The organism is Lelliottia nimipressuralis, assembly GCF_004402045.1.
Classification (GTDB): Bacteria; Pseudomonadota; Gammaproteobacteria; order Enterobacterales; family Enterobacteriaceae; genus Enterobacter; species Enterobacter chinensis.
This window is the reverse complement of the sequence record NZ_SOMG01000011.1, coordinates 269,306-282,458: the sequence shown is the minus strand read 5'-3', so window position 1 is coordinate 282,458 and position 13,153 is coordinate 269,306. Positions and strand designations below refer to the sequence as shown.

The 13,153-nt window shown below is 54.5% G+C and carries 11 protein-coding genes; 2 read left to right on the top strand and 9 right to left on the bottom strand.

Translation table 11 applies throughout. From position 1 onward, the window contains the following. Positions 1–12 precede the first annotated feature (12 nt). From tssC to E3U32_RS04590, 4 genes are all read right to left on the bottom strand, one after another. The gene (tssC, locus tag E3U32_RS04605) at positions 13–1,548 is read right to left on the bottom strand and encodes a type VI secretion system contractile sheath large subunit (protein WP_134347811.1); all 1,536 of its coding nucleotides are present in this window, start codon (positions 1,546–1,548) and stop codon (positions 13–15) included. A gap of 40 nt (positions 1,549–1,588) precedes the next feature. Further along, the gene (gene tssB / locus E3U32_RS04600) at positions 1,589–2,080 is read right to left on the bottom strand and encodes a type VI secretion system contractile sheath small subunit (RefSeq protein WP_063428854.1); all 492 of its coding nucleotides are present in this window, start codon (positions 2,078–2,080) and stop codon (positions 1,589–1,591) included. A 537-nt stretch (positions 2,081–2,617) separates the two neighbouring features. Continuing rightward, on the bottom strand, positions 2,618–3,805 hold the full coding sequence (locus tag E3U32_RS04595; protein WP_134347810.1) for an MFS transporter: 1,188 nt from the start codon (positions 3,803–3,805) through the stop codon (positions 2,618–2,620). Between the two features lie 125 nt (positions 3,806–3,930). Beyond that, on the bottom strand, positions 3,931–4,191 hold the full coding sequence (locus tag E3U32_RS04590) for a DUF2534 family protein (protein WP_008500962.1): 261 nt from the start codon (positions 4,189–4,191) through the stop codon (positions 3,931–3,933). Positions 4,192–4,400: 209 nt separating this feature from the next. Between E3U32_RS04590 and eco the strand changes: the two genes are divergently transcribed. Then, the gene (gene eco, locus E3U32_RS04585; RefSeq protein ID WP_134347809.1) at positions 4,401–4,904 is read left to right on the top strand and encodes a serine protease inhibitor ecotin; all 504 of its coding nucleotides are present in this window, start codon (positions 4,401–4,403) and stop codon (positions 4,902–4,904) included. A 93-nt stretch (positions 4,905–4,997) separates the two neighbouring features. Here eco and mqo read toward each other — a convergent pair whose 3' ends face one another. Next, positions 4,998–6,647 carry a malate dehydrogenase (quinone) gene (gene mqo / locus E3U32_RS04580; RefSeq protein WP_134347808.1) on the bottom strand — a complete coding sequence of 550 codons (1,650 nt, stop codon included), beginning with the start codon at positions 6,645–6,647 and terminating at the stop codon, positions 4,998–5,000. Between the two features lie 187 nt (positions 6,648–6,834). Between mqo and E3U32_RS04575 the strand changes: the two genes are divergently transcribed. Next, positions 6,835–8,124: a SulP family inorganic anion transporter gene (locus tag E3U32_RS04575; protein WP_134347807.1), complete on the top strand. Its 1,290-nt coding sequence runs from the start codon at positions 6,835–6,837 to the stop codon at positions 8,122–8,124. On the opposite strand, the gene mgtE is transcribed toward E3U32_RS04575, so the two are convergent. The 4 genes from mgtE to ada form a co-directional block, all read right to left on the bottom strand. Then, positions 8,087–9,523: a magnesium transporter gene (gene mgtE, locus E3U32_RS04570; protein ID WP_134347806.1), complete on the bottom strand. Its 1,437-nt coding sequence runs from the start codon at positions 9,521–9,523 to the stop codon at positions 8,087–8,089. The two genes, E3U32_RS04575 and mgtE, sit on opposite strands and share 38 nt — an antisense overlap. Positions 9,524–9,715: 192 nt before the next feature. After that, entirely contained in the window at positions 9,716–11,359 is a 1,644-nt protein-coding gene (locus E3U32_RS04565) for a multidrug ABC transporter permease/ATP-binding protein (protein ID WP_134347805.1), read from the bottom strand. Positions 11,360–11,428: 69 nt separating this feature from the next. After that, positions 11,429–12,085, bottom strand: a complete 657-nt coding sequence (alkB, locus tag E3U32_RS04560; protein WP_134347804.1) for a DNA oxidative demethylase AlkB — start codon at positions 12,083–12,085, stop codon at positions 11,429–11,431. Beyond that, entirely contained in the window at positions 12,085–13,143 is a 1,059-nt protein-coding gene (ada, locus tag E3U32_RS04555) for a bifunctional DNA-binding transcriptional regulator/O6-methylguanine-DNA methyltransferase Ada (RefSeq protein ID WP_134347803.1), read from the bottom strand. The genes alkB and ada overlap by 1 nt, the downstream gene beginning before the upstream one ends. Positions 13,144–13,153 lie beyond the last annotated feature (10 nt).

Sequence of the window (13,153 nt, the reverse complement as noted above, 5' to 3'; positions counted from 1 at the left end):
CCTGCTCCTGCCTTACGCTTTCGCTTTCGGCATCTGACTCACCAGAGACAGATTCACGTCCATGCCTTCAACCTGGAAGTGCGGGACGGCAAAGAGCTTCACGCGGAAGAAGCCCGGGTTATCCTCAATGTCTTCCACCACTACTTTGGCGTCACGCAGCGGATGCGATGCCTGCAGCTCGTCGCCCGGATCGGTCATTTCAGTGACCAGACCGCGTACCCAGGTGTTGAGTTCAAGCTCAAGCAGACGGCGATCCTTGGTGGTACCAATGTTTTCACGCTGAATGAGCTTCAGGTAATGGGCAATACGCGACAGCAGGAAGATGTAAGGCAGGCGCGCGTTGATGCGGCTGTTGGCGGTTGCATCAGCCGTGTCGTACAGCGCCGGTTTCTGGGCGGAGTTGGCCGAGAAGAAACAGGCATAATCGCGGTTTTTGTAGTACGACAGCGGGATAAAGCCCAGATTAGCGAATTCAAACTCGCGGGTTTCGGGGATCATCACCTCAGACGGGATTTTCACCTGGTTGCCGGTGCCCAGGTCATAAAGATGGATCGGCAGATCTTTTACCGCACCACCCGCCTGCGGGCCACGGATCTGGACGCACCAGCCGTTATTGATGAAGCTTTTAACCATGTTTGAAGCGAAAGAGAACGACGCGCTGGTCCACAGATACTTCTCGTGATCGGGGCCTTTCACCTGCTCAACGTAGTTGAAGCTGCGCACCGGTACGGTATCGGGACCGTATGGCAGACGTCCGAGCACGCGCGGCATCACCAGCCCGATATAGCGGGAGTCGTCGGTGTCACGGAACGCTTTCCATTTGATGTACTCAGCGCGATCGAAGTAGTTGCCGATGTCCTTGATGGCGGCGACCTCTTCCATACTTTCCTTCAGGAAGAAGGCCGGACCGACAGCACCGATAAACGGCATATGCGCGGCGGCAGAGACTTTCGAGATATTGCGCAGCAGCGAGATGTCCTGCGGGCTGGCATCAAATTCATAGGCCGAGATCACTGAACCAATCGGCTCTCCGCCTGGGGTGTCGTACTCGGCGGTGTAGGTATGCCAGTACAGGCCGCTTTGTACCAGCTCCGGCGCATCTTCAAAATCCTGGCGCAGGTCATCTTTGGACACGTCCAGAATTTCGGTTTTCACATTCTGGCGGTAGTCGGTGTTGTCCACCAGCTGCTTCAGGCCACGCCAGAGGGATTCTACTTTCTGAAACGCTTCATGGTGCATGACCGCGTCCAGTTGGCGACTGATCTGGTAATCCAGCTCTGCGATATGGTAATCAATCAGCGACTTATCGAGCTTTTCTACCTGCTGACCGGATTTGCGGATGCAGTCCATAAACACCTGCATCGCCGCCGTGAGGCGTTCACCAGCCGGCGCATCGGACAGCGCCGCATCATCCAGAAACGAATTGATATCGCCCAGGCTTGAGGCCGGGGTCAGGTTGATTTTGTCAAACAGGGAGGCGTATACGCTCTCTTTTTCACGTAGTGTGGTCTGCCCCTGAACGGAGGCATTTTCAGTATTTACAGACATCAGCATATTCCCGATTAATCCATTAAAAGACGAGCACCGCTTATTTCGGTGCCAGAGCACTCATTTCGTCGCGTAATTCCTGAGACAGCGCCGGGTCTTTAAGAATTTTCTCTAGTTCTTTTCTGAAAGTGGCGTTATCAAGAAGGTTGGATTTGAGATCCCGTAATAAGTTACGCATGGCAAGCATGGCGCGAAGCTGGGGGATCTGGCGGGCGACCTGCTCCGGTTCGAAGTCTTTAATATCGGAAAAATTCAGTTTAATAGCTTCCTCAGAACCATCGTCCGTCAGCGTATTCTTCACACTCAGATTTACTTCCGGGTTAAATTCCGAAAGTACGCTATTGAAGTTGTTTTTATTGACGTTGATTTTTTCTCTTTCGGATAATGGTCGGTTCTCTTTGCCATTACTGAAATCACCGACGGTGAGAAGTTTAAGTGGCAGTTCGACTTTCTTCTGAGCACCACCCGTATGCAGGGATAATTTTAAATTAATGCGCGCCTTGGGTACTTCATTCTGGAACGTATCAGCCATAGCAGTCCCTTTCCTTGAGGAATGATTGTTGAGTGAACGACGTTTTGTTTACGCAAGCATAATAGAGCAATGAACCGACCAAGATCAACTTTACAGATCAAAGATCTACTATAGGAACTTTCGTAAGTGTTTTATGCTAAATAGGAGTAATTAAAGCACTACTTAACGACTTAACCATGGAGTAATTAAACCATATTTAGCCGACAAGGTAGTTTTAAATTCGGCGGCAATGAGAAACAACAGATTTATTGTATGGTTAATGTATTTTATTGATGGGCATCAATTTCATTGGAAAATTCTTATAAAGAGAGCACAAAAAACTATCGTTTAAGATAATTGGCTGATACATGAATAAAAAATAAAGATGCAGAGTCCAGAAAAGGACAAGTTCCATAGCGAGAGTCAATGCATCAGAAAATTACATCACTCGGAATTATCATTACCCCCTAAAATCTCTTATGCATAAAATATGATAACTCATAGAAAAAAAGGTCAACCAGAAACCATTACTTCTACATTATGGCATTCTGAGAAAAATCATCTTGCCGCTTCTGGGGTTTTACGCAGATATACCAGCGCGACCAGACAAATCGCCGCTCCGGTATAAAAAGTATATTCCGCGCCAAACGCTTCCCATATCGCTCCTGCTCCCACGCTGGCTATTAATAATCCTACGCCGCTGACCAGGCTAAAAATACCGAAAGCCGTGCCGCGCAAATCCGCTGGCGCGGTTTTAGCGATCATTGCCGCCAGCAATCCCTGCGTCATCCCCATATGCACGCCCCACAGAGCAACGCCTAAAATAATACCCGCCCAGTGGGTGCTCAGCGCCAGCACAATGTCCGCACCTATCAGCACCACCAGCCCCCACTGCAGCAGACGAGTGTGGCTCATAACGTCAGATAACTTGCCAAACGGATAGGCAGAGAGGAAGTAGAGCAGATTCATCGCCACCATCACCAGCGGGATCAACGCCAGCGGCACACCCGACTGCTGGGCGCGGAGGACAAGAAATGCCTCACTGAAACGTGCGAGTGTGAAAACGGCCCCCAGGCCAATCACCCACCAGCAGCCTTTACCCAGACGCCTGAGGTTCTCTTTTTTTATGGGATTTGTGCGCTTATGTTCAACAGGTTTTTTCGGCTCATGCAGACCGAAGAAAAGCAATGCAACGGCGAGCACGCCCGGGATGACTGCAATCCAGAAAATAGTACGAAAATCATCGTTCCACAGCAGCATCAGGCCAACGGCCAGTAGCGGGCCGAGAAATGCGCCGACGGTGTCCATAGACTGACGTAGACCGAACGCTGCACCGCGCAACTCGGGGGGCGTAACGTCAGCGACCAGCGCATCGCGCGGTGCACCACGGATCCCCTTCCCTACCCGGTCGATTAAGCGTGCCCCCAGAATCATGCCCGAGGAAGAGGCAATAGCAAACAACGGTTTACTCAACGCGCCAAGACCGTAGCCCAGAACCGCCAGCCCTTTACGTTTGCCCAGATAGTCACTGATTGCGCCGGAAAACACTTTGATAAACAGCGCAGTGGCCTCAGCCAGACCTTCAATCAAACCAATGAAGAGCACGCTGGCTCCGAGCGTCGTCACCATAAATAGTGGCAGCAGGCTGTGAATGATCTCCGAGGAGATATCCATCAACATACTGACGCCACCCACAACCCAGACTCCTTTCGGGATCCGGCTGAGCGTTGCAAACCGGGATAACATCGCGCATCTCCTGCTTTATGTCGAACAATCTTGTTCGAAACAGAATATCCTGGAAATGCGAATAAAAATCATCTGATATAAAAAAAGCCAGCCCGCAGGCTGGCTTCGTTTTCTAAGGTGAATGCTTAGTGCTTTTCGCGACCGCCCAGGAAGAAAATGCCCAGCGGGATGGCCAGCAGAACGGTGAACACCAGGCTGTAGACAAAGATCATTGCCGACTGCAGGACATACATGCTGGTTGTCCAGGCAGAGAGGGGAATATTGTACTGTTCGATCACGCCAACAATGGTTGCCCGCCCCACGCACGCGGCAGCAATCATAAACACGACCAGCAGCGCCAGGAGGAATTTGCGGCCTTCAGGTGTTTTCAGTTTTGCACGAACCATCTCTCTTCCCTTTTACAGATGAATAACATTATATACAGTCTAAAATAACACGAACTGGCACCTGACTTCACGCCAGCATAAACAACCGCTAAACAAGAGATTTAAAAGTGTATAACGCTATGCATAGTGAAAATGTAAGTAAATAACACCAATCATTCATAGTTGTTATGTTAACCTGCGCAGCATCGTTTTGACATAAAGGAATGACAATGAAAAACGCACCTAAATTTGCCATCGCCCTCATCGCCGCCGCGTGCGTCAGCACCAGCGCTTTCGCCAGCGAAACCCCAAAAGAGCAGCCGCTGGAAAAAGTGGCTCCGTATCCGAAAGCGGACAAAGGGATGAAGCGTCAGGTGATTCAGCTGCCGGTTCAGCAGGATGAAGCGAACTTCAAAGTGGAACTGTTAATTGGCAAGACGCTGGAAGTGGACTGCAACCAGCACCGTCTGGGCGGTCAACTTGAAAGCAAAACGCTGGAAGGCTGGGGTTATGACTATTACGTCTTTGATAAAGTCACCTCTCCTGTCTCCACCATGATGGCCTGCCCGGACGGCAAGAAAGAGAAGAAATTTGTGACGGCGTATCTGGGCGACAACAGTCTGCTGCGCTACAACAGCAAGTTGCCGATCGTGGTGTATACGCCTGAAAACGTGGAAGTGAAGTATCGCGTGTGGAAGGCAGATGAGAATGTCGGCCAAGCGGTAGTACGTTAAGAATAAGTCGGGTGACGGCTTCGCCTTACCCGACCTACAAAACAACACCGAACGTAGGCCGGGTAGGCGTCAGCGCCACCCGGCTTTTTTACCTTACAGCGCGATATCCGCAACCGGTTTGTTTTCCGGCTGAGGCTTCAGCTCCGCTTTTGGCGCAGCATCCGCAGCCTGCGGCTTAACATATTGCAGCTGCAGTACGCGGCTGGTGTATTCCAGCTCCTGCTCCGTCGCATCCACGTTACCGTTCAGCTTCGTGCCGTAGGATGGAATAATGGTTTTCAGCTTCGCCTGCCATTCCGGGCTGGAGACTTTATCTTTAAACACTTTTTCCATCAGGTGCAGCATGATTGGCGCAGCAGTAGACGCACCCGGTGATGCCCCCAGCAGCGCGGCGATGGTGCCATCCTTGTCGCTTACCACTTCGGTACCCAGACGCAGCACGCCGCCTTCTTTCGGATCGCGCTTGATGATCTGTACGCGCTGACCCGCCTGCCACAAACGCCAGTCTTCTTTCTTCGCCTGCGGATAGTACTCTTTCAGCGCCTCAAAACGGTCGTCGTCAGAGAGCATCACCTGGCTAATCAGGTATTTCACCAGGTCGAAGTTATCCAGACCCACGTCCATCATCGGCTTGACGTTAGAGGTGGTCGTGGCGCTCAGCAGATCCCACAGGGAGCCATTTTTCAGGAACTTGGTGGAGAAGGTCGCGAACGGTCCAAACAGCACCACGCGTTTACCGTCAAGCATACGGGTGTCGATGTGCGGAACAGACATTGGCGGCGCACCAACAGAAGCCTGACCGTACACTTTTGCCAGATGACGATTCACCACTTCCGGGTTATCGGACACCAGGAACTGGCCGCCCACCGGGAAGCCTGCGTAGTCGTCAGCTTCCGGAATACCGGACTCCTGCAGCAGCTTCAGCGCCGCGCCGCCCGCACCGATAAAGACAAACTTCGCCTTGATGACGTGTTCGGCTTCGTTGTTTTTCAGATCGGCAACGGTCACGCTCCAGCTGTTATCCGCGTTGCGCTTGAAACCGCGCACTTCGGTGCTGAGCTGCAGGTTGAAGTTCTCTTTCTTCTTCAGAGACGTCACCAGCTGACGGGTAATTTCACCGTAGTTAACGTCGGTACCAATTTCGGTACGGGTCGCCGCCACTTTCTGGTTCGGGTCACGACCTTCCATGACCAGCGGAGCCCACTCTTTAATCTGTGCGTGGTCTTCTGAGTATTTCATACCGCGGAACAGCGTGCTCTGCTGCAGAGCCGCATAGCGCGCGCGCAGGAAATTAACGTTCTGTTCGCCCCACACAAAGCTCATGTGCGGTACGGTATTGATGAAGGAGTGCGGGTCGTGCATCACGCCGCTGTTGACCTGGTGAGACCAGAACTGGCGAGAAACCTGGAAGGCTTCGTTGATCTCTACCGCCTTCTCGATACTAATGGAACCGTCCTTTTTCTGCGGGGTATAGTTCAGTTCCATGAGTGCCGAATGTCCGGTACCGGCGTTATTCCAGCCGTTCGAACTCTCCTGCGCCACGCCATCGAGGCGCTCGACCATGGTCATAGACCAGTCCGGCTGCAGTTCTTGCAGATAGGTTCCCAGCGTGGCGCTCATGATACCGCCACCAATTAAAAGGACGTCCGTTTCCTGCTCTTTTGGTGCGTCAGCTTTCGCCGCCATAGAGACGGTGTTAAGCCCCACGGCCAGAGAAAAGAGCATGGCAGTCATTTTTTTCATAATTTATGCCTTAGTGTAAAAGTGCTTGATGCGTGGAAATTGCAGGTGAAAAAAGCTGCGGGGGCACGGTAACAACTTTTAAATATTGTTTAAAGGTTACGAAATTATTGTAATTGTGAAATTTAATGATGGATTGTTTGTGGGGGATTACGCTGGTGACTGGCAATAGCAGGATTTTCTGGCTACTATCCTGCACTTTGTGATCGCGCGCACGGAAGCCTGCCCTAACCAGCGAATTGTTATGTCCTTACCCCATTCTGCTCTGCCCCGTGAAGGCCACGTCACCGAGGTCCTCAGCTCGCCCAAACTTCTGATGCGTGAAACGCTGGCGGGCGTGATTACCGCTCTGGCGCTGATCCCCGAAGTTATTTCATTTTCCGTGGTCGCGGGGGTTGACCCGAAGGTCAGCCTGTTTGCCTCCGTGGTGCTGTGTCTCGCCCTGTCCGTGCTGGGCGGTCGCCCGGCGATGGTCACGGCAGCGGCCGGTTCCGTCGCGCTGGTCATTGGCCCGATGGTGCATCAGCACGGCGTGCAGTACATTCTGCCGGCGGTGCTGATGGCTGGCATGATTCAGATCCTGTTTGGGGTATCGGGCATGGCGCGTCTGATGCGCTTTATCCCTCAGGCCGTAATGACCGGGTTTGTTAACGCGCTCGGTATATTGATTTTCTTCGCCCAGGTTCCCCACTTCTGGAGCCGAAGCCCGCTGATTGTAGGCCTGTTCGTGCTGACGGTGCTGATTGTGCTCTGGGTACCACGCTATATCAAAAGTGTCCCCTCGCCGCTGATTGCCATTGTCGTGTTGACGCTGTATACCGTGACCACCGGTCAAATCCTGCCGACCGTGGGTGATGAAGGCGCGATAAGCGGCGGTTTGCCGGGGCTTACTGAACTGTTGGTTCCGCTTAATTTACAGACGCTGAGCATCATCTGGCCGTGCGCGCTGAGTATCGCGTTTGTCGGCCTGCTGGAATCCCTGCTCACGGCAAAGCTGGTGGATGAGCTGACCGCAACGCCGTCGAGCAAGCGGCGTGAGAGCATCGGGCTGGGCGTGGGTAATATTCTGTCTGGTTTTTATGGTGGTATTGCGGGCTGCGCGATGATCGGACAAACCATCGTTAACGTCGAGATGGGGAAAGGACGAAGCCGCATTTCAACCATCGCGGCGGGTATCGTGCTGCTGATCCTGGTGACGGCGCTCAGCGAAGTGATGGCCAAAATCCCGATGGCCGTGCTGGCCGGGATCATGGCGATTGTCGCCATTAAAACGTTCAGCTGGCACAGCCTTCAGCCAGCCACGGTAAAAAATGCCCCGATTGCGGAAACGGTGGTGATGCTGGTCACCGTGGCCGCAACGGTATCAACCGGCAACCTGGCGATTGGCGTTCTGGGCGGGATCATCGTCATGGCGCTGCTTCCCGCCCGCGCTAAGCGTCGGCTTAAAGAAGAAAAATCGTCGCCAGCCCAAGAAAAATAAAGAAGCCGCCGGTATCGGTTATCGCGGTGATCATCACGCTCGACCCCACCGCGGGGTCGTGCCCCAGTTTGGTCATCACTAACGGAATAATAACCCCCATCATTGATGCCACCAGCAAATTCAGCACCATCGCCAGCATCATTACCCCGCCTAATGCCATATCGTCATACAGCCACCAGGTGATGCCGCCCATAATGCCGCCCCACACCAGGCCGTTAATCAACGCCACGCCCATCTCTCTGAAGATCAGAAAGGCGAAGTTGCCGGGTTGAATATTTTCCAGCGCCAGCGCGCGAACGATCATGGTGATGGTCTGGTTTCCGGTGTTACCGCCAATTCCGGCCACAATCGGCATCAGCGAGGCTAAAGCCACCAGCTGCGAAATGGTATGTTCAAAGCCGTCAATCACCCGGGAGGCGATAAACGCGGTACACAAATTAATGGCAAGCCAGGCCCAGCGCGTTTTAACGGCCTTGCCGACGGAGGCATGGACGTCATCTTCGGCGCTGATCCCCCCAAGCGCACGCAGGTCGTTATCGGTTTCTTCATAGACGACATCAACGATCTCATCGATGGTCAGACGCCCCATCAGTTTGCCGACGGAATCCACGACCGCCGCACTCACGAGGTCGTCACGTTCGAAGGTACGCGCCGCTTTTTCCGCATCGTCTTCCGGGGAAAAGACCATCGGTTCGTTTTCCATCACCTCGCTCACCTTCCGCTGGGTGCTGTTCAGCAGGATGGTTTTCAGCTCCAGCTCGCCGAGCAGGGTTTTATCCCGCGAGGTGACAAACAGTTTATCGGTGTTGTCCGGCATTCTGCCCAGGCGACGCAGGTAGCGCTGCACGGTACCGAGCGTGACGTCCGGGCGCACCGTGATAACGCCGAACTCCATAATCGCGCCGACGCTGTTTTTCTCATAGTGCATCACCTGGCGCACGCGCGCGCGTTCATCCGCAGGCAGGGAAGCCAGCAGGCGACCGGTCAGGTTTCGCGGCAGGTGCTGAACGAGGTAAATCTGCTCGTCGATATCCAGGGTTTGCAGAGCGTCGAGAATATCCCGGTCGCTCATCTCGTCGATAAGGTCATCCCAGACGTTTTCGGAGGCCTCAAGCAGCACCTGCCCGCGCTCGTGATCCTGCACCAGCCGCCACAGGGCGTGGCGTTCTTCCGAGGGGAGCGCTTCAAGGGTATCCGCCAGGTCAGGTGGCGGTAAGTGAGCAACCAGCGCACCTACCTCAGCAATATCGTCGGCTAAGGTGCCGACATCATATTGCTCAGCCAGGGTGAGTTTGCCTAATAATGAAGAGGTAACCGCTTTATCGGTCGTAAGAAGCCAGATAAGTCGCGCACGTTCCTGGTCACGCTGCCTGGCGCTGTTTTTCTTTAATACCGACATTAATCATAAATCCATGAAATAAGTTGGTATTAAGCATAGCGCGGGGATATGTAAATAAGAATAAACAACGGGGTGGGATGGAGAAAAAAGCGGCATATTGTGCAAATCATTGCGCCCGGCGGCGCTACGCTTGCACGGGCCTACAAATTCCTAGGCCGGGTAAGGCGAAGCCGCCACCCGGCACACTAATTCTCAGGCCGTGCGCGCTACCGCATCGCGAGACGCCGCATCGCGCTCTTCGCCGGTCAGCTCGCTCAGCTTGCCGTCGCGCATCTCCAGCAGACGATCGGCATGAATAAAGTAATGATCGTCATGGCTGATGGCGAAAATGGTTTTGCCCATCTCCTGCATCAGCGGCAGCAGCACCTGATAAAATTCGCGGCGGAAATGCGGATCCTGATCGGCCGCCCACTCGTCCAGCAGAATGATGTCGCGTTCTTCCGCCAGCGCCAGCAGCAGCGCCACACGTTTTTTTTGCCCTTTGGAGAGCTTCAGGTTGAGGATCTTTCCGTCCTGCAGCTCCAGCTTGTGCGACATCTGCAGCTGCGCCAGCCATTTCTCCACCAGCGCAGGATTAGCCTGTTGCCCTTCCGGCCCCAGCAGCCGATCGAACAGCCAGACGTCGGTGAAGACCGCCGAGAAGAGCTTGCGGTAATCCTCGGGTTTCTCCGCGCTCAGCGCCTTGCCATCCAGCAAAATTTCGCCAGACTGCGGCAGATAAAGCCCGGTGAGCAACATCGCCAGGGTCGATTTTCCACTGCCGTTGCCGCCAATCAGGAACAACAGCTCGCCACGGTGAATCGTCAGATTGATCGGCCCCACGGCGAAAGCGTTGTCCTGATAGCGGAACGTAACGTTACGCAGCTCCAGCGTCTGCCAGTTCGGGAAAGTCTCAGGGCGCGGGAACTCGGCTTTAAACGGCGCGAGATCGAATTTTTTGAGCTTATTAAACGCCACCTGCGCACTCAGCAGGGTGGGCAAAGCACCGACGGCCGAGAGCAGCGGCGTGCGCAAAAACAGCAGCGTCAGCGAGTAGGTTGCCGCGACGTTCGTATCCGCCCAGCCCAGGCTGTTCGCCATCCAGAATACCAGGCCAATAGCCCCCAGCATCATGATATTTGACCAGTTCACCGCGCTCAGGTGGAACGTATCGGCACGGATAATATGGTGTCGGTATTCGCGTGCGTCCGGGATATAGAGATTGTTGAAGATATACTCGGCCCGCTCGCGGTTCAGGGTCAGCTCTTTGCGCCCTTCCAGTACCGTCTGGTAATCGTTATAGAGCTTATCTTCGGTTTCGCGCAGTACCGCCATGTGTTTATAGACGCGGGACACCAGCACAAAACCGCCCCAGATGGTGATGGCAATCCACAGCGCGGTCACCGCCAGCATTTTGCTGGAGAGCCAGGCGAGATAAGCCGCAGAGCCAAAGGTCAGAATGATCCCCTGAACCAGCTCCGGCAGACGAACGAACGCGATGGTAATGGCGCGCACATCGCTGGTCAGCCCCGCGAGCAGAGAAGCGCTGCCGAGTTGTTCAACGCGTTCTACCTGGGTGTCCAGAATCCGCTTGATAAACTCACTGCGCAAACGGAAAACGAAATGGTGGCCGAGCGCGGTCAGCGCCAGCTGAGAGCCGAGCGTTACCGCCATCAACAGCAGGAGAAGGCCAAGAAACTCCGGTAATACGGAGAGTGAGGTGTCGACCATTTCAATCAACCGCACGTTGATAAACGCGATCAGGCCAATACCCAGCGCGGCGCTGGCGAGACTTAACGCCATTACGGCGATGAATGGCCAGCGATACTGACGCCAGACGAGGAGAAGTAGTTGCATGCAGGCAATCCGGACAATAAAAATCAGCCAGCAGTGTAAACTGCCCTGCGTGGACATCAAGAATAATTCTTATTTTAGTTTACTGTGCCCCGCCTGACGGAAGGTCAGGTTAAAACGGTACTCGCCCGTGAGTGGATGGACCCCGGGTTTCAGCGGCTGAATACCATGATAATAAAGCCGCGACTCCCTGCCCCACACCACCACATCGCCATGTTCCAGCATGATGCGCTTGAGCGGATCGTTGCGACGTAATCCCCCAAACTGGAACACAGCGGGCAGACCTAACGATACCGAGACGATAGGCGCACGTAAATCGGGTTCATCCTTGTCCTGATGCAGCGAGAGCTTCGCGCCAACGGCGTAACGGTTAATCAGGCAGGCATCCGGACGGAAGTCGGCGTAATCCGCTGCAACCGCGGCGTCGTGACAAAGAGCCTGAAAAACCGCAGGCATTGGGGGCCACGGCTGGCCGGTGGTGGGATCGTTCGGCGCATACAGATAGCCCCGTTCGTTTGTCGCCCAACCTAATTCGCCGCAGTTGGCCATGGCCACCGACATGGTGTAGCCGCCCGGCGTCACCATATGGCGAAACGGTGAAACAGCCGTCACCTCTTCAATACCGGCAAGCAGCGCCGCCGCACGAGAGAGTGCAAAGCGGCGCAGGATCACCGCCCCCGGAGCAAGCGGCTCCTGCCAGGGTTCAGCATCTGCAAAAAGATCGAGCATTATCCCTCCTGGCGTTTTGCCTCACGTTTCAGTAATAGCGCTTTCCGCTCCGTCCCCCAGCGATAACCTGACAGCGCCCCGTCATTACGAACAACGCGATGACAGGGGATCACAATCGCCAGCGTGTTTGCGGCACAGGCACCGGCAACGGCGCGCACCGCATTGGGTTGACCAATCGCCTGCGCCACCTGCTGGTAACTTGCCGTTTCACCGCAGGGAATATTACGCAGGGCCTGCCATACCCGCTGCTGGAATGCGGTTCCGCGAATATCCAGCGGCAGCGCAAGCGGTACAGCGCGGTTATCAATACTGGCAATCACCTGATGGATCCGCTGCGCGAAGGCATCGTCCAGCGGCGCGTGCTCTGCTTTTGGAAATACCGTCGCCAGCTCTTCGGCTAATTCTGCATCGTTGTCACCCAGCAGGATCGCGCAGATCCCCCGCTCACTTTCTGCAACCAGACAGCGTCCTAGCGAACAGTCATCAATAGCATAACGCACAGCCGCGTCCCCTTTACGGTACTGCTTCGCCGTCATGCCCAACGCATCGTTAGCTTTACGATAATAGCTGCTGCTGTCAGGAAACCCGGCCGCCAGAACGGCATCGGTAATTTTGTCTCCCTGCGCAAGCGCGGTGCGCAGTCGCTGACTTCGCGCCGCCTGCTGCCAGGCTTTTGGCGTCATACCGGTTATGGACTTAAACAGACGGTGGAAATGGAAAGGACTCATGGCAACCTGCTGCGCCAGCTTCTCCAGAGTTAACGAGGCATCCTGCTCCAGAAGACGGCAGGCGAGTTCCACTTTTGCCAGTTTTTGTTCCTGCGGATCGCGTTTGTCCGGCATGCAACGCTTGCACGGACGAAACCCTGCCTGAATGGCATGGTGGGCATCAGGATAAAAGCGGACATTTTTACGCAGCGCGTGACGGGCACGGCATGACGGGCGGCAGAAAATTCCCGTCGTCTGCACGGCAAAGACAAACTGAGCGTCAGCGCGCGGATCGCGGGCCAGCACGGCCAGCCAGCGATCTTCATCGGTCATTAAGGTCGGGTTTCTCATTGTCGGCTCC

Excerpts from the sequence above, each read along its gene's own strand:
- tssC (WP_134347811.1), bottom strand. The coding sequence starts at position 1,548 with ATGTCTGTAAATACTGAAAATGCCTCCGTTCAGGGGCAGACCACACTA.
- ada (WP_134347803.1), bottom strand. The coding sequence starts at position 13,143 with ATGAGAAACCCGACCTTAATGACCGATGAAGATCGCTGGCTGGCCGTG.
- mqo (WP_134347808.1), bottom strand. The coding sequence starts at position 6,647 with ATGAAAAAAATGACTGCCATGCTCTTTTCTCTGGCCGTGGGGCTTAAC.
- E3U32_RS04590 (WP_008500962.1), bottom strand. The coding sequence starts at position 4,191 with ATGGTTCGTGCAAAACTGAAAACACCTGAAGGCCGCAAATTCCTCCTG.
- eco (WP_134347809.1), top strand. The coding sequence starts at position 4,401 with ATGAAAAACGCACCTAAATTTGCCATCGCCCTCATCGCCGCCGCGTGC.
- alkB (WP_134347804.1), bottom strand. The coding sequence starts at position 12,085 with ATGCTCGATCTTTTTGCAGATGCTGAACCCTGGCAGGAGCCGCTTGCT.
- mgtE (WP_134347806.1), bottom strand. The coding sequence starts at position 9,523 with ATGTCGGTATTAAAGAAAAACAGCGCCAGGCAGCGTGACCAGGAACGT.
- E3U32_RS04565 (WP_134347805.1), bottom strand. The coding sequence starts at position 11,359 with ATGCAACTACTTCTCCTCGTCTGGCGTCAGTATCGCTGGCCATTCATC.
- tssB (WP_063428854.1), bottom strand. The coding sequence starts at position 2,080 with ATGGCTGATACGTTCCAGAATGAAGTACCCAAGGCGCGCATTAATTTA.
- E3U32_RS04595 (WP_134347810.1), bottom strand. The coding sequence starts at position 3,805 with ATGTTATCCCGGTTTGCAACGCTCAGCCGGATCCCGAAAGGAGTCTGG.